The following is a 17,283-nucleotide window of genomic DNA, read 5'->3' as shown; positions in this document are numbered from 1 at the left end:
TCCCCCTGCGGCTTTTCCCGTTGCTTCCCCCTCGGCGAGTGCGGTGACTCCCCGACGGGCGAAACGGCTCCCGGGGCTCCCCCAGTCCCCTTGCGCATCTCTGAGTCCCCCGGCTCCCCCGATGTCCCCGAATTCTTCGAGGCCCCCGGCTCTCCAGTGAGCGCTCTGTCCCCTCGCGTCGACCGGTTTCCCGTACGGCGCACGCCCCCACGTACCCGTTCGTAGCGCGAAGCGACCACCGTCACTTCCCTCACAGCCCGCTCGCCGAACCCGCCTTCGGCGCCCGGGCGGTGGATCAGCTCTGGTGGGACTGGTAGTGCGCCACCGCGTCCGAGGTGCGGCCGGCGCCGTAGACCCGGAGGAACTCCGCCAGCTCCGGATGGGTCGGGGCGAGCGTGTCCGCGGCGTCGATGATGTCGCCCGCGGCCGCCACCGAGCGCAGCAGCGACTGGATCTCGCGGACGACCCGCTTGACCGTGGGCGCTCCCGAAGTGCTCGTCGTCTGCGTGGTGTTGCTGAGCACCGAGCCCCCCTGCGACTTCTTGATCTCGTCCATGCGCTCGGTGGCCTCGGCCGCGCTCACACTGCCGTCCGCGACCTGCCCCGCCAGGTCCTGCAGCAGTTGCACCCGCTGCACGACAGCCGGGTTGCCGATCTTCGCCCGCTGACCGCTCATCAGCTGGGACAGCATCGGCGCGGACAGACCCAGCACCCCCGCCAGTCGAGCCTGGTTGAGACCGAGATCGTCGATGAGCCTACGGAAGAGCGCCCCCAACGGCTCCCCGTACCAGTTCCGCTGCAGCTCCCGCGCTCTTGCGGTGGCTTCCTGCTGTGCGGCGTCCATTGCGTCTCCCCATCGCTTCCCCGAGTACGGCGGTTCGCGGTAGCGAACCACGCCGAGCATCTTACGGAGCGTGGTCGGCGACGGGGACCCCAATCCTTTTGCGGAATCACGGGGGGGACCCGGTACTCTGGTCTCCGACGCCCGCCGGGCAGCGGTTCCCCCGTCGGACGTCCTCGTGAGGGGCCTTAGCTCAGTTGGTAGAGCGCTGTCTTTGCATGGCAGATGTCAGGGGTTCGACTCCCCTAGGCTCCACTCTGACAATGCCCTCCGACCAGCGGGAACGCAGGTCGGAGGGCATTGTCGCGTCCTGACCCGCCGGTCGGCGGCCTGGTTTCACGTGAAACAGCACGGCGGGGCGGGAGACCTCAAGGCATGCCCTCAAGTCTCCCGCCCCGCCGTGCCGTTGAATCCGTGCTGCCGGATCCGGCGGCAGTTCAGGAAGGGTCGTCGCGCTTGGCGGCCTCCTCCTCGGCCTCCTTGGCCTCGACCTCGGGGTCGAGGGCTGCCTGGCCGGTGCCGTCCACGGAGGACAGCCGGCCCGACTCGGGGACCTCCGTCGCGGCGGGCGGCTCCACCAGCCAGTCCGGGTTGGCCTGCTTGTCCCACCACTTCCACGCGGCGAAGGCCCCGCCCGCGACGGCGCCGAGAATCATCAGCGTCTTCACGGCCTTGCCGGCCTTGGCCCGCCGCTCGTGCTTGCGGACCAGCTTCTGGATCTCCTTCGGTGAGACCTGACCGCGCAGCGCGGCCATCACGGCCGCACTCCGGGCGGCCGCCTCGGTCGTCATCGGCCCGGCCGCGGCCCTGGCCTGCTCGATCCTCGGACGGGAATACTCCGCCGCCTGACGGGCGGCCTTGCGTGTGCGCACGGCGGCCTCATGGGCGGCCTGGTCGACCTTCGGCGGCACATGAGAGCGGGCCTGTTCCAGATAGGGCTGCACATGGGCGCCGTACTGGACACGTGCCTGCCCGGCGGCCTGCGTCACCTTGGGCGCCAGCCGTACGCGCGCCTCGTGTGCGTAGTGCGCGGCCCTGTCCTTGGCCGTGTCGGCGTAGGGCGCCACCACTTCCGCGGCGTGCAGCACGCTGTCCTTCGCCGAACCGGTCGCGGCGCGCACGCTGTCGATGCGGGTCACGGGTTCCTCCTCCTCGGTGGCGTACGGTATTTCGACTTTCCACCCTTTTACGGATCATGCCTCCCGGGGCACTGCCAGGCATGCGCGAAGGGGCATCCGGGTCACGCAAGCCGGTCTCTCGTGCCGCTCACGTGGCATAGCGGATGAATCGGTGGCAACAGGTGCTTGTCGTCGACAATGCCACGGATCGTGGCCGTACGCTCCCGACGCGAGACCACTCGACCGGTATGTCCGCAACCGCCCGTGCCGCTTTGGCTCCGGTCAACGGAGGGCGGGCGACGCGGAGCCCCGTCCATGCGAGGATCGGGGAGTCACAGAAAGACAACGGAAGGCAGATCGTGGCTGAGCAGCTCTACGCCACCCTGAAGACCAACCACGGCGACATCGACGTCCGGCTTCTGCCGAACCACGCCCCCAAGACGGTGAAGAACTTCGTCGAGCTCGCCCAGGGCGAGCGGGAGTGGACCCACCCGGAGACGGGGCAGAAGACCACGGACAGGCTCTACGACGGCACGGTCTTCCACCGGGTGATCAGCGGCTTCATGATCCAGGGCGGTGACCCGCTGGGCAACGGCACCGGCGGTCCCGGCTACCAGTTCGAGGACGAGTTCCACCCGGACCTGCGCTTCGACAAGCCCTACCTGCTGGCGATGGCCAACGCCGGCCCGGGCACCAACGGCTCGCAGTTCTTCGTCACCGTCGCCCCGACGGCGTGGCTGAACCGTAAGCACACGATCTTCGGCGAGGTCACCGACGCGGCCAGCCAGAAGGTCGTGGACACCATCGCCACGATCCAGACGAACCCGCGCACCGACCGGCCGCTCAACGACGTGGTCATCGAGTCGGTCGTCGTCGAGACCCGCTGAGGCGAGCACCAGGCCCCACAGGGAACCATTCGCCCTGCTCATCCGTAGGGATGAGCAGGGCGGGCTTTTCCGCGACGACCGAGGGGATCCCATGGACGACCAGGCTGCGGGCACGCCGCGGGACGCCCACAGCGTCCCCCTGTGCTACCGCCACCCGGACCGTGAGACCGGCATTCGCTGCACCCGCTGCGAGCGCCCGATCTGCCCCGAGTGCATGGTCAACGCCTCCGTCGGCTTCCAGTGCCCCGAGTGCGTCCGCACCGGCTCCGGCACCGGCCACGCACCCACGGCCGCCCTGCCCCGCACGATCGCCGGCGGCACCGTCGCGTCCGACCCCCGTCTGATCACCAAGGTCCTCATCGGTATCAACCTGGCGGTCTTCCTCCTCGTCCAGGTCCGCGAGTCGGCCCTGACCGACATCGTCCTGCTCGGCGCCTGGCCGCCCGCGCCCTTCACGCCCACCCAGGGCGTGGCGGGAGGCGAGTGGTACCGCATGGTGACCTCGATGTTCACGCATCAGGAGGTCTGGCACATCGCGTTCAACATGCTCAGCCTGTGGTGGCTGGGCGGCCCCCTCGAAGCGGCCCTCGGCCGGGTCCGCTATCTCGCGCTGTACGTCGTCTCCGGACTCGCGGGCAGCGCGCTGGCCTATCTGCTGACCTCGCCGAGCACGGCCACGCTGGGCGCCTCCGGAGCGATCTTCGGCCTCTTCGGGGCCACGGCCGTGCTGATGCGCCGGCTCAACTACGACATGCGGCCGATCATCGCGCTGCTGGCGATCAACCTGATCTTCACCTTCGCCCCGGGGTTCAACATCTCCTGGCAGGCCCACATCGGCGGCCTCGTCGCCGGTGTCGTGGTGGGATACGCCATGGTCCACGCCCCGCGCGAGCGGCGCGCCCTGGTCCAGTACGGCACCTGCGCGCTGGTGCTGGGCGTGGTCGTTCTGCTGACCCTGCTGAGGACTGCGCAGCTCAGCTGAGCAGGGCTTATCCACAGCGGGTGCCGGATCTTGTGCATAGGGTGCGGGAACACATGTGCCCCCTGTCACTGACCTACGTTTCCGCAGGTGAGGCAGGGGGCGAACATACTTTCGACAGCTAGTACTTCCGTCATACCGGCGTCAACGTCCGACGAGTTATCCACAGATCGTCTTTCTTTTCCACTTGTGGATAACGGTTGTGGATAACTCGGCGGACAGGCCTGGGCAGAGCTGCGTTCACCTTCCGGTGGCCGCTACTTCCACTGGGTCGAGACGCCGAATCCGGCGGCGATGAAACCGAAGCCCACCACGATGTTCCAGTTGCCCAGCGTGTCGATGGGCAGCGTGCCGTCGGTGACGTAGAAGACGACGATCCAGGCCAGACCGACGAGGAACATGGCCAGCATGACCGGGGCGACCCAGGCGCGGCTGTTCAGCTTGATCGCGGTCGTCGGCTTCGACGGCGGCGGCGTGTAGTCGGCCTTCTTGCGGATACGTGACTTCGGCACGAGGGTCTCTCCTGTCGATGCGCTGCGTGGCCGCGCAGGTATCTGGGTCGGTCTCGGGGCAGCGTGAGGGGATTCCGATTGCTCCCCCGGGCGTCCGTTAGCGTAGTGCTTCCGCCGCGCCGAAGGAGATAAGGGTACGTTGAGCAATTCTGCCGACTCCCCCGGGACGGGATCCACCCCTGGGCGCGTGCGCCGTTTCCGGCCCGTGCGGATCCTCACGGCCGCCGTCTTCGCGCTCGCCGGGCTCATCTTCTTCACCAGCTTCGACACCGCCAAGGGCACCAACATCCGCACGGACACCTCGCTGCTGAAGCTGTCCGACCTCATCCAGGAGCGCAGCCGTGCGAACGGCCGGCTGGACGAGACGAACGGGGTACTGCGCAACGACATAGAGGCCCTGGCCGAGCGCGACGACGGGTCCACCCGGGCGGAGGACGCCAAGCTCGCCGCCCTGGAGAAGCGCGCGGGCACGCAGAAGCTCACGGGCGAGTCGGTCACCGTCACACTCAACGACGCCCCGCCGGACGCCACGGCCAAGCTCCCCGGCTACCCCGAGCCGCAGCCCGACTACCTGGTCATCCACCAGCAGGACCTGCAGGCCGTGGTGAACGCGCTGTGGCTCGGCGGGGCCAAGGGCATCAAGGTCATGGACCAGCGGCTGATCTCCACCAGCGCGGTGCGCTGCGTGGGCAACACCCTGATCCTCCAGGGCCGCGTCTACTCACCGCCGTACAAGATCACCGCGGTCGGGGAGCCGGGCAGGCTGAGGAAGGCGCTCGCGGAGTCCCCGGCGATCCAGAACTACATGGTCTACGTCAACGTCTACGGGCTCGGCTGGAAGGTCGAGGAGAACGGCCCGGTGACGCTTCCCGGGTACTCGGGCACGGTGGACCTGCACTACGCGGAGCCCGTGGAGTAGCGGCCGGGCCGGGGAGCCGCCGGCCGGCGCCGACCGTCGGGGCACTCGGGGAACCGCGCGTCACCGAGTCCGCGCAGGAGAGTGCCCTCGGACATCGAGGTGATCGGCCCCGTCACCCGTACTTCGGGGTGCAGGCGTGCGGGTGCGAACCGGAGCGGGCGCGGTCGTCGGCTGACCGTCCGGGCGCATCCGGACTCGGCCCAGCCGGCGGAGGCCGGGAAACCGCAGGGGTCGCGCCGCTAGTCTGGTGGCTGTACGGCGTGGGTCTGGTGCCGTGGTACGACGGAAGGGACGGCATGTACGGCTGGATCTGGCGGCATCTGCCGGGTAACACGTGGGTCAAGGCAGTGATCTCGCTCGTCCTGGTCGTGGCCGTGGTCTACGTCCTCTTCCAGTACGTCTTCCCGTGGGCGGAACCGCTGCTGCCCTTCAACGATGTGACGGTGGACAACCAGTGAGCGCGCGCATTCTCGTCGTCGACAACTACGACAGCTTCGTCTTCAACCTGGTCCAGTACCTGTACCAGCTGGGCGCCGAGTGCGAGGTCCTGCGCAACGACGAGGTCTCGACGGCGCACGCGCAGGACGGCTTCGACGGTGTCCTGCTCTCCCCGGGACCGGGCACGCCCGAGCAGGCCGGTGTGTGCGTCGACATGGTCCGGCACTGCGCCGGCACGGGCGTCCCGGTCTTCGGCGTCTGCCTGGGCATGCAGTCGATGCAGGTGGCGTACGGCGGTGTGGTGGACCGCGCTCCGGAGCTGCTGCACGGCAAGACGTCCCTGGTCGAGCACGACGGCGGGGGCGTCTTCGCGGGCCTGCCCTCGCCCTTCACGGCGACGCGGTACCACTCGCTGGCCGCCGAGCCGGCCACGGTCCCGCCCGAGTTGGAGGTCACCGCCCGGACGCACGACGGCATCGTCATGGGCCTCAGGCACCGCGAACTGCCCGTCGAGGGCGTGCAGTTCCACCCCGAGTCGGTGCTGACCGAGCACGGGCACCGGATGCTGGCCAACTGGCTGGTGGAGTGCGGCGACCAGGACGCGGTGGCGAGGTCGGCCGGGCTCGCCCCGGTGGTGGGCAGGGCCACGGCGTGACCGCGCTGCGCCCCGAGCGCGAGTCCGACACCTCGTACGGGCAGCAGTCGTACGGGGCGCCGGGCGCGTTCGAGGACTGGTCGGGGACAGGGGCGTACGAGGCCGCCGCGCGGCAGCCGTACGCGCCCGGGCCCGGCCCGCGGCCCCACGTGCCGGAGCCGGAGCCGTACGCGGCGCCGTACCAGCCCGCCGCGGAGGAGGGGTATCGGCCGCCGCCCGTGATCGACGAGGAGACGGTGGCGCTGCGGATCCCGGATCCGCCGCCCGGGGCGGGCGAGTCCGCAGCGGGCTCTCGCGCCGCGTCGGCCGTGCGCCGCGACGGACCCTCACCCGGTGGCCGCGCGGCCCGCAGAAAGGCCGCCAAGGGCCGCCACGGGCGTCATGGCGGGGCCGCGGAGGCGTCCCCGCGAGGGCAGGTCCCGGCCCGGGCGGCGTCCGGGGCGCCGCTGTCGCGGGTCGAGGCCCGGCGGCAGGCGCGGGCGCGCAAGCCGGGGGCGGCCGTCATGGCCAGCCGGGCCATCGGTGAGGTGTTCATCACCACCGGCGTGCTGATGCTGCTGTTCGTCACCTACCAGCTGTGGTGGACGAACGTCCGGGCCCACGCACAGGCGGGCAAGGAGGCCAGCAGCCTCCAGAACGACTGGGCCAACGGCAAGCGCAACCCGGGCGCCTTCGAGCCGGGGCAGGGGTTCGCCATCCTGCACATCCCGAAGCTGGACGTCGTGGTGCCGATCGCGGAGGGCACCAGCAGCAAGGGCGTCCTCGACCGCGGCATGGTCGGGCACTACGCCGAGGGCGCGCTGAAGACCGCGATGCCCGGCGACAAGACCGGCAACTTCGGTCTGGCGGGGCACCGCAACACGCACGGGGAGCCGTTCCGGTACATCAACAGGCTCTCGCCCGGCGATCCGATCGTCGTGGAGACGCAGGACGAGTACTTCGTCTACAAGATGGCGTCGATCCTGCCGGTGACACCACCGAGCAACACCAGCGTCCTGAACCCGGTCCCCGCGGGGTCCGGCTTCACCGAGCCCGGCCGCTACATCACGCTGACCACGTGCACGCCGGAGTTCACCAGCAAGTACCGGATGATCGTCTGGGGCAAGATGGTCGAGGAACGGCCGCGCAGCAAGGGCAAGCCGGATGCGCTCGTCAGTTAAGGGCAGATGACCAGTGGCAGCGACCACCGAGCACGAAGAGCACACCGGCACGGCGTCCAGGCCCCCCGCGGCACGGCGCCGCTCCGGCCCGACCGCGACGGCGGTCAGCCTCTTCGGGGAACTCCTCATCACCACGGGCCTGATCCTCGGCCTGTTCGTCGTCTACTCGCTGTGGTGGACGAACGTCGTCGCCGACCGGGCCGCGGGCAAGCAGGCCGACCAGGTGCGTGACGACTGGGCGCGCGGGCGAGGCGGTCCGGGTGCGCTGGACACGAAGAACGGGATCGGCTTCCTGCACGTGCCCGCGATGAGCGGCAGCGAGGTCCTGGTCGAGAAGGGCACTTCGAGCAAGATCCTCAACGACGGTGTCGCCGGCTACTACACCGACCCCGTCAAGGCGACCCTGCCGATGTCGGGCAGGACCGGCAACTTCTCCCTGGCCGCCCATCGCGACGGCCACGGCGCCAAGTTCCACAACATCGACAAGATCGAGAAGGGCGACCCGATCGTCTTCGAGACGAAGGACGACTGGTACGTCTACAAGGTCTACGGCATCCTCCCGGAGACCTCGAAGTACAACGTCGAGGTCCTGTCGCCGATCCCGAAGGAGTCCGGCAGGAAGAAGCCGGGCCACTACATCACGCTGACGACGTGCACGCCCCTGTACACGAGCACGTACCGGTACGTCGTGTGGGGCGAGCTGGAGCGGGTGGAGAAGGTCGATGAGGACCGGACACCGCCGAAGGAACTGCGCTCCTAGCGCAGCGCGTCGAGCCGCTCGCCGGCACTCCACGTCTGCAGCGCGGCGCGGTCCACCGGGACGACGCCGGTCAGGCCGGCGATCGCCTGCGCCTCGCGGCTGAAGGCGCAGGTGGTGACGAACAGGGCGACGTCTACGCGGTCGACGGTCCGCACCGCACCCGTGAACTTCCGCATGTCCGCGCCGGGGAGGAACGCCCGCCCGGCCCGGGATGCACACCGGACGGCGACGCAGCGGCCGTCGGCGGTGCGCGCGGTGACGTCGACACCCCGGTCGTCACGGACCCGCCGGATCACGACCTCCGTACAGCCGTCCCGGCTTAGCAGTCCGGCGACATGACGCTCCAGGGCCTGCCATGTCATGGTCGGGAGCGTGACCGCGGCGCGGCCCGTCGACGTCCCCCCTTCCACGGCGCTGAGGCGCCTGTGGTGCAGGCAGAGCCGGCGTTCGACGTTCTCGATGTCCGCGCGCAGCTCCACCAGTTCACGGCGCTGCTCGCCGGAGGACTCGATGAGGGCGTTGAACAACGGCAGGACGCTCTTGCCGAGGATGTGGCTGATACGCCGGTCGATGCGATGGTCGAGGGACGTGCCGTCCTCCCGCGAGGACGGGTTGTCCACAGGCTGTGTACGCGCCAGGTGCTCCATGTCCAGCAGGTACACACGCACCTGACGTGCGACTTCGCTGTCGCGGAGCAGCATGGCGACGTTGAGGACGGCACGTCGGGGGAAGAGGGCGAGGGAGCGGGTGCGTGACTGAGTTCCACTGAGGTTCTTGAAGAACCTCAGTTCCTCACCGGTCAGCAAGTGGTAGCCGCTGGCCTCCAGTTCGGTTCGGTGGTCCTTGACGAGTGACTTGACGGCCTCGAGACCGACCTCGAAGTACGCCGCCACCATCGCCGTCGTCACATGCAGCCCGTCCGGCAGCAACGACAGCGTCTTGACCTTGTCGAGTACGTCGGTGCGCTCCAGCACACTGCTGCGCAGAGTCTGCGACTCCAGCAGAGCCCTTTCGTCGATCACGTCCTGCCCTTCGACTCGCGACGCGGGGCCGGTCCCGATGACCCACCCCACCCGGTGAACGAGTCGTCACATGTGAAGACACGATCGTCGGACGCACCCACACGCCAGGGCCCCGGCCCCTCGAGGGGGCCGGGGCCCTGGTCGGGCGAGTCGCGGGGGTCCTGGGGTCAGTTCTCCTGGCGGCCGGTGATGCCGCCGAAGATGCCGCCGTTGTTGCCGCCGCCGTTGTCGTTTCCGCCGTTGTTGCCGCCGAGGCCCACGGTCTGGAGGGTGACCGTCGTGCCCGCCGGGTCGTCGACTTCCTGGTTGGGCTGGGGGTTCTGCGCCGCGACGAGGGCGTTGTCGCTCTGGTCGCTGCCGCCCGCGAACTGGATCTTGGTGAAGCCGGCCTGCGCGAGGGTCTGCTTGGCCTGGCCGACCGTCTGGCCGACGACCTGAGGCACGCGGGTCTTCTGCTTCTGCTTCTTCTTGCCGATCTGGATGTTGACCGACGAGTTCTTGTCGACGGAGGAGCCGGCCTGCGGCGTGGTCGCGATGACCTTGCCGACCTGGTTGTCGACGTCCGTCTCCACCTCGGTGCAGTTGCCGACCAGGTCGCTGGCCTGCATCTGCTGCTTGGCCGCGTCACAGGACTGGCCGAGGACGTCCGGCACGGTGGACTTCTCCTCCGCCTTGGCGACGGTGAGGGTGATCGTGGAACCCTTCTCCACCTCCGCGCCGAGCTCCGGGTCCTGCGCCAGGACGGTGCCGGGTTCCTCGCCGGAGACCTTCGTCCTGGTCTCGACCTCGAACTCGTACTTGTCGCTCTCCAGCGTCGCCTTGGCGTCGTCGAGGCTGTCGCCGACGACACTCGGCACCGCCACCTTCGGCGCCCCGGTGGACACCACGACGTTGATGGTGTCGCCCTTCTTGACGTCCACCCCCGCCTTCGGGTCCTGCTCGCAGATCTTGCCCTTGCTCTGGTTCTCGCAGGGCTTGTCGGTGGTGCTCAGCTTGAGATCGCTGTTCTTCGCCAACTGCCGGGCGTCGGCCAGTTTCTCCCCGACGAGGCGCGGAGCGGGGATCGTCTTGTTGTCGATCCCGTCGCCGCTGAACGCCCAGCGCCCGATCAGGATGGCCCCCACGAGCACCAGGACGCCCGCCACCACGAGCAGGACCGTGGAGGTGTTCGACTTGCGCTGCTGCCCGCGGCGCCGGTCGGGGCGTTCGTCGTAGCCGTAGCCGCCGTCGTTCGGGTTCATGGGCGGCAGCATCGACGTGGGCGCGCCGGAGTCCGCGCGCAGGGCCGTCGTCGCCTGGTCGTCGGGGTAGCCGCCGTAGCCCACGGAGCCCATCGCGGCCGTCGCCGCGACCGGCTGGCCGTCCAGGCAGGCCTCGATGTCGGCGCGCATCTCGTCCGCCGACTGGTAGCGGTAGTCGGGGTCCTTGACGAGCGCCTTGAGGACGATCGCGTCCATCTCGGGCGTGATCTCGGGGTCGAAGACCGAGGGGGCCTGCGCCTCCTCCCGCACGTGCTGGTACGCGACGGCGACCGGGGAGTCGCCGACGAAGGGCGGACGGACGGTCAGCAGCTCGTACAGCAGGCAGCCGGTGGAGTACAGGTCCGAGCGGGCGTCCACCTGCTCGCCCTTGGCCTGCTCCGGGGAGAGGTACTGGGCGGTGCCGATGACGGCCGCGGTCTGCGTCATCGTCATGCCGGAGTCGCCCATGGCGCGGGCGATGCCGAAGTCCATCACCTTGACCTGGCCGTTGCGCGTCAGCATGACGTTCGCGGGCTTGATGTCACGGTGGACGATGCCGTTGCGGTGGGCGTACTCCAGGCCCTGGAGGATGCCGATGGTCATCTCCATGGCCCGCTCCGGCAGCAGCTTGCGGCCGGAGTGCAGGAGCTCACGGAGGGTGGAGCCGTCGACGTACTCCATCACGATGTACGGGATCGACACGTTGTCGATGTAGTCCTCGCCCGTGTCGTAGACCGCGACGATCGCGGGATGGTTGAGCGAGGCGGCCGACTGGGCCTCCCGGCGGAACCGGGCCTGGAAGGAAGGGTCACGCGCGAGGTCCGCGCGCAGCGTCTTCACCGCCACGGTGCGGCCGAGGCGGGTGTCATGCGCGAGGTAGACCTCCGCCATGCCACCACGCCCGAGCACCTGGCCCAGTTCGTACCGGCCGCCGAGGCGACGCGGCTCTTCCATAGCTACCTACCAGCCCTCTCCGTCGGTCCCGACCGGAAGTCTGTGCGGTCGGAGACTGCCGTCCGGGCCTACCGTACCCGGCTCGCATTGTGTGACCTGGCCAAGCCCGTCAGCCGATACAGGACCGGTATCGCAACGTGCGGCGATGTGAAGCAGACGTGAGCGGGGTCACTTCTTGCTGTCGACGACCGCCTCCATCACGCTCCTCGCGATCGGCGCCGCGAGGCCGCCGCCGGAGATGTCGTCACGGACGGCGTTGTCGTCCTCGATCACGACCGCCACGGCCACCGGCGAGCTGCCGTCCTCTGTCTTGGCGTAGGAGATGAACCACGCGTAGGGGTTCTCGCTGTTGTCCACGCCGTGCTGGGCGGTACCGGTCTTGCCGCCCACCGTGACGCCCGGGATCCTGGCCTTCGAGCCCGTGCCCTCCTCGACCACCGTCTCCATCATCGACTGCAGCTTCTGGGCGTTCTCGGAGGACAGGGGCCGGCTGTACTCCTCCGGGTCCGTCTTCTCGATGGTGTCGACGCTGCGGGCCTGGAGCTCGTCGACCATGTACGGCTTCATCAGCGTGCCGTTGTTGGCGACGGCCGAGGCGACCATGGCCATCTGCAGCGGGGTCGCGGCGGTGTTGAACTGGCCGATCGACGACAGCGCGGTCTCCGACGGGTTCATGTCGTCGGAGAAGACCGAGGCGTTGGAGCGGACGGGCGTGAAGTGCTCCTCGCCGAAGCCGAACTTCTTCGCCATGTCCAGCATCTTGTCGTTGCCGAGGTCCGAACCGATCTTGCCGAAGACGGTGTTGCAGGAGTACTGGAGGGCCACCCGCAGAGTCGCGTTCTCGCAGGGGATGTCGCCTTCGTTGGGCAGCTTCGTGGTGGTGCCCTCCATGACCCAGGGGTCCGGCGAGTCGGTCTTGCCGTCCGGGTCCGTGTACAGCCCGTCCTCCAGGGCCGCGGCCGCGGTGAGCACCTTGAAGGTGGAGCCGGGCGGGTAGGTCTCGCGCAGCGCCCGGTTGAGCATCGGGTCGTTGGGGTTGTTCTTCTTCTGCAGCTTCTGCCAGGCCTCGGTGTCCGTCGTCGTGGAGTTGCCCGCGAAGGACGACGGGTCGTAGGACGGGTAGGAGGCCAGGGCCAGGATCTTGCCCGTCGACGGCTCGATGGCGGCGACGGCGCCCTTGCCGCCCTGCTGCTTCAGGCCGTTGTACGCGGCCTTCTGCGCGGCGGTGTTGAGCGTCGTCACGACGTTGCCGCCCTCCTGCTTCTTGCCGGTGAGCATGTCGAGGGTGTTGCGGAAGAACAGCCGGTCGTCGTTGCCGGTGAGGATGCCGTCCTCGATCGACTCCAACTGGGTGGCGCCGAAGGCCTGCGAGGCGTAGCCGGTGACCGGCGCCCACATGGCGCCGTCCTTGTAGGTCCGCTTGAACTTGAAGTCGCTGCCCGAGGTCTCCGTGGAGCCGGTGACGGGCTTCCCGTCGACGATGATGTCGCCGCGCGGTGAGGCGTAGCGCTGGATGACCACGCGCCGGTTGTTCTTGTCGGACTTCAGCTCGTCGGCCTGGACGTACTGGATCCAGTTGTCGCGGATCAGCAGGGCCAGGACGAGCAGACCGCAGAAGATCGCGATTCTGCGCAGGGGCTTGTTCACGGGCGGACCACCTGAGTCATCTCGGCGTCGGGGTTGCCTGCCGGGGTCGGGGCGGGACGGCGTGCGGTGTCGCTGATGCGCAGCAGGATGCCGATCAGGGCCCAGTTGGCGATCACGGAGGAACCGCCGTAGGCCACGAAGGGCAGGGTCATACCGGTCAGCGGGATGAGGCCCATGACACCGCCGGCCACGACGAAGACCTGGAGGGCGAAGGCACCGGACAGGCCGATGGCCAGCAGCTTGCCGAACGGGTCGCGGGCCGCCAGCGCCGTCCGGACACCGCGCTCGACGATCAGCCCGTAGAGCAGCAGGATCGCCATGACGCCGGCCAGCCCGAGCTCCTCGCCGAAGGTGGCGAGGATGAAGTCGGAGTTGGCGGCGAAGCCGATGAGATCGGAGTTGCCCTGCCCGAGGCCGGTGCCGAGGGTGCCGCCGGAGCCGAACGCCCACAGCGCCTGCATGGCCTGCTCGGAGTGGACGATGCCGTCCTGGACGCCCGCGCGGGAGAGTTCGAACTCGCGCATCGGGTCCAGCCAGGCCTGCACACGCGTCTGGATGTGCGGCTCGAAGCTCGCCACGCCCACGGCGCCGACCGCGGACATCAGCAGACCGAACACGATCCAGCTGGTCCGCTCGGTGGCGACGTACAGCATGATGACGAACATCCCGAAGAACAGCAGGGACGTGCCGAGGTCGGTCTCGAAGACCAGGATGAGGATCGAGATCACCCAGACCACGAGGATCGGGCCCAGGTCGCGGCCGCGCGGCAGGTACAGGCCCATGAAGCGGCGGCTGGCCAGCGCCAGGGCGTCCCGCTTGACCATGAGGTAGCCGGCGAAGAACACCGCGAGGACGATCTTCGCGAACTCACCGGGCTGCAGCGTGCCGAGGCCGGGGATCTTGATCCAGATCTTGGCGCCGTAGATGTTCGCGCCGAGGCCCGGCACCAGCGGCAGGACGAGCAGGAACAGCGCGCCCGCCATGGAGATGTAGGTGTAGCGCTGCAGGACGCGGTGGTCCTTGAGGAAGATCAGTACGGCCACCAGCAGCGCGACGCCCATCGCGGAGTACAGCAGCTGGCGCGGTGCCGCCTCGACGAAGGAGTTGCTCGCCTGCAGCCGCTTCGACTGGTCCAGCCGCCAGATGACCACCAGTCCCACGCCGTTGAGCAGCGTCGCCAGCGGCAGCATCAGCGGGTCCGCGTACGGTGCGAACTTCCGTACGACGAGATGCCCCACCCCGGCCAGCAGGCCCAGACCCAGGCCGTAGCTCAGCAGTCCGGAGGGCACCTCGTCGCTGATGGCCAGGCCGACGTTGAGGTAGGCGAACACCGGGATGACGACGGCGAAGACCAGCAGCGCCAGTTCGGTGTTGCGTCTGCTCGGCGCGCCGATCGCGCCGATCGTGGACGTGTGGTGCGTCGCCGAGTGCGACGTGTTCGTACCGCTCATCTTGTGACAGGGCCTCTCACGGCTTGCCTACTGCTTACCGCACAGCGAGACGACCTTCTGCTCTTCCTCCGAGAGGCTGGGGCCGGGGCTGGGAGTGGGTGCGGTCGTGGTCGGGGGCGTGGACTTCTCCGGCGCCGACGGGGAGCCCGACGGGTTCGGTGTCGGTGTGGCCTTGGACGTGAAGGAGGCGGGAGTGGTTCCCGTGGTGCCCCCGGCCTCGCCCTCGCCGGTCCTGGCGTTGTTCTTGCTCTCGGCCTCGCGCCGCTGCGCCTGCTTCTTGCACGCGGAGGCCTGCACCGACAGTTCCTGGATCTTCGCCCGGGCGTTCTTCAGCCCGCCCTCGGCGATGGTCGCCTCGACCAGCTTCTGCTGGTAGGGCGGCAGGTACTTGAGTTCGATCTCGGGGTGGTCCTGCTCGACCTTCGACAGCGACACCCAGGCCAGGTCCTGGCTGATGCCCCGGTACAGTGCGACGTGCTCGTCCTCGACGCCGACGTAGTACTGCGTCTGTGTCCAGCGGTAGCCGCCGTACAGGGCGCCGCCGACGACGGCCAGCGCGAGCACGCCGTAGAAGGACCTCTTCAGCCAGCGGCCCTTCCTGCGGGGCTTGCTGAAGTCGTCGTCGCCGTAGTCGAAACCGGCGGCCGGGATGTAGCCGGTGGTGTCGCCGGAGCCGGGCGGGCCGAACTCGCCGCCTCCGCCCTGCCCGTGGCGGCCGAGCCCGGCGGCGCGGCCGGCCGGGGTCTGCATGATGCCGTTGTCGTGCAACTGGTGCTGGTTCTCGGCGACCGCGCCGACCACGACCGGGGTGTCGGACAGCTGCCCGGCGAGGGTGTCACCGGTGTCCAGGTCGAGGACGTCGGCGACGATCACCGTGATGTTGTCCGGGCCGCCGCCGCGCAGGGCCAGCTCGATCAGGTTCTGGACGGTCTCCTGCGGGCCCTGGTAGCTGGCGAGGGTGTCCTCCAGGGTCTGGTGGGACACCACGCCGGACAGGCCGTCGGAGCAGATCAGGTAGCGGTCGCCGGCGCGGACCTCACGGATGGACAGGTCCGGCTCGACGTGGTCGCCGGAGCCGAGCGCGCGCATCAGCAGCGAGCGCTGCGGGTGGGTCGTGGCCTCTTCCTCGGTGATGCGGCCCTCGTCGACCAGGCGCTGCACCCAGGTGTGGTCCTGCGTGATCTGCGTCAGGACGCCGTCGCGCAGCAGATACGCGCGCGAGTCGCCGACGTGCACCAGGCCGAGGCGCTGGCCCGTCCACAGCAGGGCGGTCAGGGTGGTCCCCATGCCCTCCAGCTGGGGGTCGTCCTCGACCATGGAGCGCAACTGTTCGTTGGCGCGCTGGACCGCGGTGCCGAGCGAGGTGAGGAGGTCGGAGCCGGGGACGTCGTCGTCGAGCGCGACGATCGTGGAGATGGCCTCGGAGGAGGCGACCTCACCGGCCGCGGCGCCGCCCATGCCGTCGGCGATGGCGAGCAGGCGGGGGCCTGCGTAACCGGAGTCCTCGTTGCCCTCCCGGATCATGCCCTTGTGTGATCCGGCCGCGAAGCGCAGTGACAGACTCATGCGCACCTCGCCCGTCGGCTCCGGGTACAGCCGGTCGTGTCGAGCCACACTGCCCACCCTCCGGTCGGGAGCGCGCGGGGGGCCGGGATGGGGCCCGCCACCGCGTGCTCGCTCCGCTCGCGCCTATCCATGATGTAGCACTACTTCCGCAGCTCGATGACGGTCTTGCCGATGCGGATCGGCGCGCCCAGCGCGATCGGTGTGGGAGTCGTCAGCCGGTTCCGGTCCAGGTACGTGCCGTTGGTGGAGCCGAGGTCCTCGACGATCCACTGGCCGTCGCGGTCCGGGTAGATCCTGGCATGGCGGCTGGAGGCGTAGTCGTCGTCCAGCACGATCGTGGAGTCGTGCGCCCGGCCCAGGGTGATCGTCTGGCCCTGGAGCGCGACCGTGGTGCCGGTGAGGGTGCCCTCGGTCACGACCAGCTTGGTGGGGGCGTTGCGGCCGCGCCGGCCGCCGCCGGACTGCTGGCGCTGCTGCGGCGGCGCCTGGCGGGCGGCGGCCTGCTGCCGGCCGGCCTCGCGACGTGCACCGCGCTGCGTGACCCGCGTGCCGAACAGGTCGCTCCGGATGACCTGCACGGCCACGATCACGAACAGCCACAGTACGGCCAGGAAACCCAGCCGCATGACCGTGAGGGTCAGCTCTGACATTGCCCCCGCTTCACCCTTCGGCTTGCCGGTAAATGATGGTGGTGCTGCCCACGACGATCCGCGAGCCGTCGCGGAGCGTAGCGCGGGTGGTGTGCTGCCCGTCCACCACGATGCCGTTGGTGGACCCGAGATCCTGGATCGTCGAGGGCGTTCCGGTCCGGATCTCGCAGTGCCGGCGGGAGACACCGGGGTCGTCGATCCGCACGTCGGCGTCGGTGCTGCGGCCCAGCACGAGCGTCGGGCGGGAGATCTGGTGGCGGGTGCCGTTGATCTCGATCCAGTGGCGTCGCGGGGCGCCCGGGGAGGACGCGGGAGCGGCTCCGCCGGGGGCGGGCCGACGCCCTGCAGCGCCGCCGCCTGGCCCGAATCCTCCGCCGCCGGCGAAGCCCGGAGGCGGTCGCGGACGCGGAACCGGAACTGGAGACGGCACCGGCCCCCCGCCCCCGTCTGGCGAACCCCTTCGTCCTGCTCGCCGCGCTGCTG

17 protein-coding genes and 1 tRNA gene are annotated in these 17,283 nt (G+C 69.5%); 8 read left to right on the top strand and 10 right to left on the bottom strand.

Going from position 1 to position 17,283, the window contains the following annotated elements; translation table 11 throughout:
- Window positions 1–295: 295 nt before the first annotated feature.
- The gene (locus ACFW6P_RS02920) at window positions 296–844 is read right to left on the bottom strand and encodes a helix-turn-helix domain-containing protein (protein ID WP_386349281.1); all 549 of its coding nucleotides are present in this window, start codon (window positions 842–844) and stop codon (window positions 296–298) included.
- A 179-nt stretch (window positions 845–1,023) separates the two neighbouring features.
- Between ACFW6P_RS02920 and ACFW6P_RS02915 the strand changes: the two genes are divergently transcribed.
- A tRNA-Ala gene (locus ACFW6P_RS02915) sits at window positions 1,024–1,096 on the top strand.
- Window positions 1,097–1,278: 182 nt separating this feature from the next.
- Here the strand turns inward: ACFW6P_RS02915 and ACFW6P_RS02910 are convergent.
- Window positions 1,279–1,980 carry a DUF5324 family protein gene (locus ACFW6P_RS02910; RefSeq protein ID WP_386349284.1) on the bottom strand — a complete coding sequence of 234 codons (702 nt, stop codon included), beginning with the start codon at window positions 1,978–1,980 and terminating at the stop codon, window positions 1,279–1,281.
- 338 nt (window positions 1,981–2,318) lie between these two features.
- Between ACFW6P_RS02910 and ACFW6P_RS02905 the strand changes: the two genes are divergently transcribed.
- Both ACFW6P_RS02905 and ACFW6P_RS02900 read left to right on the top strand, forming a co-directional pair.
- Window positions 2,319–2,846, top strand: a complete 528-nt coding sequence (locus tag ACFW6P_RS02905; protein ID WP_386349287.1) for a peptidylprolyl isomerase — start codon at window positions 2,319–2,321, stop codon at window positions 2,844–2,846.
- Window positions 2,847–2,937: 91 nt separating this feature from the next.
- Window positions 2,938–3,828: a rhomboid family intramembrane serine protease gene (locus ACFW6P_RS02900; RefSeq protein WP_386349290.1), complete on the top strand. Its 891-nt coding sequence runs from the start codon at window positions 2,938–2,940 to the stop codon at window positions 3,826–3,828.
- Window positions 3,829–4,082: 254 nt separating this feature from the next.
- On the opposite strand, the gene crgA is transcribed toward ACFW6P_RS02900, so the two are convergent.
- Window positions 4,083–4,337 (bottom strand): cell division protein CrgA, encoded by a 255-nt coding sequence (gene crgA, locus ACFW6P_RS02895; protein ID WP_386349293.1) that lies wholly within the window; start codon window positions 4,335–4,337, stop codon window positions 4,083–4,085.
- Between the two features lie 139 nt (window positions 4,338–4,476).
- Between crgA and ACFW6P_RS02890 the strand changes: the two genes are divergently transcribed.
- The 5 genes from ACFW6P_RS02890 (at window position 4,477) to ACFW6P_RS02870 (ending at window position 8,269) form a co-directional block, all read left to right on the top strand.
- Complete coding sequence (locus tag ACFW6P_RS02890) at window positions 4,477–5,256, top strand: DUF881 domain-containing protein (RefSeq protein ID WP_386349296.1); 780 nt, start codon at window positions 4,477–4,479, stop codon at window positions 5,254–5,256.
- 260 nt (window positions 5,257–5,516) lie between these two features.
- Complete coding sequence (locus tag ACFW6P_RS02885; protein WP_033309918.1) at window positions 5,517–5,714, top strand: hypothetical protein; 198 nt, start codon at window positions 5,517–5,519, stop codon at window positions 5,712–5,714.
- Window positions 5,711–6,349: an aminodeoxychorismate/anthranilate synthase component II gene (locus ACFW6P_RS02880; RefSeq protein WP_386349299.1), complete on the top strand. Its 639-nt coding sequence runs from the start codon at window positions 5,711–5,713 to the stop codon at window positions 6,347–6,349. Before ACFW6P_RS02885 ends, ACFW6P_RS02880 begins: the two co-directional genes overlap by 4 nt.
- Window positions 6,346–7,509, top strand: a complete 1,164-nt coding sequence (locus ACFW6P_RS02875) for a class E sortase (RefSeq protein ID WP_386422795.1) — start codon at window positions 6,346–6,348, stop codon at window positions 7,507–7,509. The genes ACFW6P_RS02880 and ACFW6P_RS02875 overlap by 4 nt, the downstream gene beginning before the upstream one ends.
- 13 nt (window positions 7,510–7,522) lie before the next feature.
- Window positions 7,523–8,269 (top strand): class E sortase, encoded by a 747-nt coding sequence (locus ACFW6P_RS02870; RefSeq protein ID WP_386349305.1) that lies wholly within the window; start codon window positions 7,523–7,525, stop codon window positions 8,267–8,269.
- Here the strand turns inward: ACFW6P_RS02870 and ACFW6P_RS02865 are convergent.
- The 7 genes from ACFW6P_RS02865 to ACFW6P_RS02835 form a co-directional block, all read right to left on the bottom strand.
- Window positions 8,266–9,291 (bottom strand): restriction endonuclease, encoded by a 1,026-nt coding sequence (locus ACFW6P_RS02865; protein WP_386422794.1) that lies wholly within the window; start codon window positions 9,289–9,291, stop codon window positions 8,266–8,268. The two genes, ACFW6P_RS02870 and ACFW6P_RS02865, sit on opposite strands and share 4 nt — an antisense overlap.
- Window positions 9,292–9,458: 167 nt before the next feature.
- Window positions 9,459–11,486, bottom strand: a complete 2,028-nt coding sequence (gene pknB / locus ACFW6P_RS02860; RefSeq protein WP_386349311.1) for a Stk1 family PASTA domain-containing Ser/Thr kinase — start codon at window positions 11,484–11,486, stop codon at window positions 9,459–9,461.
- Between the two features lie 168 nt (window positions 11,487–11,654).
- On the bottom strand, window positions 11,655–13,133 hold the full coding sequence (locus tag ACFW6P_RS02855; protein ID WP_386349314.1) for a peptidoglycan D,D-transpeptidase FtsI family protein: 1,479 nt from the start codon (window positions 13,131–13,133) through the stop codon (window positions 11,655–11,657).
- Window positions 13,130–14,584: an FtsW/RodA/SpoVE family cell cycle protein gene (locus tag ACFW6P_RS02850; protein WP_386349317.1), complete on the bottom strand. Its 1,455-nt coding sequence runs from the start codon at window positions 14,582–14,584 to the stop codon at window positions 13,130–13,132. Before ACFW6P_RS02850 ends, ACFW6P_RS02855 begins: the two co-directional genes overlap by 4 nt.
- A 27-nt stretch (window positions 14,585–14,611) precedes the next feature.
- Window positions 14,612–16,150, bottom strand: a complete 1,539-nt coding sequence (locus ACFW6P_RS02845; RefSeq protein WP_386422793.1) for a Stp1/IreP family PP2C-type Ser/Thr phosphatase — start codon at window positions 16,148–16,150, stop codon at window positions 14,612–14,614.
- A gap of 140 nt (window positions 16,151–16,290) precedes the next feature.
- Window positions 16,291–16,800, bottom strand: a complete 510-nt coding sequence (locus ACFW6P_RS02840; RefSeq protein ID WP_356441868.1) for an FHA domain-containing protein — start codon at window positions 16,798–16,800, stop codon at window positions 16,291–16,293.
- A 10-nt stretch (window positions 16,801–16,810) separates the two neighbouring features.
- On the bottom strand, window positions 16,811–17,283 hold a 473-nt coding region (locus ACFW6P_RS02835; RefSeq protein WP_386422789.1), incomplete at its 5' end, for an FHA domain-containing protein.

It is taken from the genome of Streptomyces sp. NPDC058741, from assembly GCF_042746715.1.
Classification (GTDB): Bacteria; Actinomycetota; Actinomycetes; order Streptomycetales; family Streptomycetaceae; genus Streptomyces.
The sequence above is the reverse complement of the archived record's forward strand: the minus strand, read 5'-3'. Positions and strand labels throughout refer to the sequence as shown.

Bases quoted from the DNA above. Each gene is read 5' to 3' on its own strand.
- ACFW6P_RS02920 (WP_386349281.1), bottom strand. From the start codon at position 844: ATGGACGCCGCACAGCAGGAAGCCACCGCAAGAGCGCGGGAGCTGCAG.
- ACFW6P_RS02900 (WP_386349290.1), top strand. From the start codon at position 2,938: ATGGACGACCAGGCTGCGGGCACGCCGCGGGACGCCCACAGCGTCCCC.
- pknB (WP_386349311.1), bottom strand. From the start codon at position 11,486: ATGGAAGAGCCGCGTCGCCTCGGCGGCCGGTACGAACTGGGCCAGGTG.
- ACFW6P_RS02850 (WP_386349317.1), bottom strand. From the start codon at position 14,584: ATGAGCGGTACGAACACGTCGCACTCGGCGACGCACCACACGTCCACG.
- ACFW6P_RS02845 (WP_386422793.1), bottom strand. From the start codon at position 16,150: ATGAGTCTGTCACTGCGCTTCGCGGCCGGATCACACAAGGGCATGATC.
- ACFW6P_RS02840 (WP_356441868.1), bottom strand. From the start codon at position 16,800: ATGTCAGAGCTGACCCTCACGGTCATGCGGCTGGGTTTCCTGGCCGTA.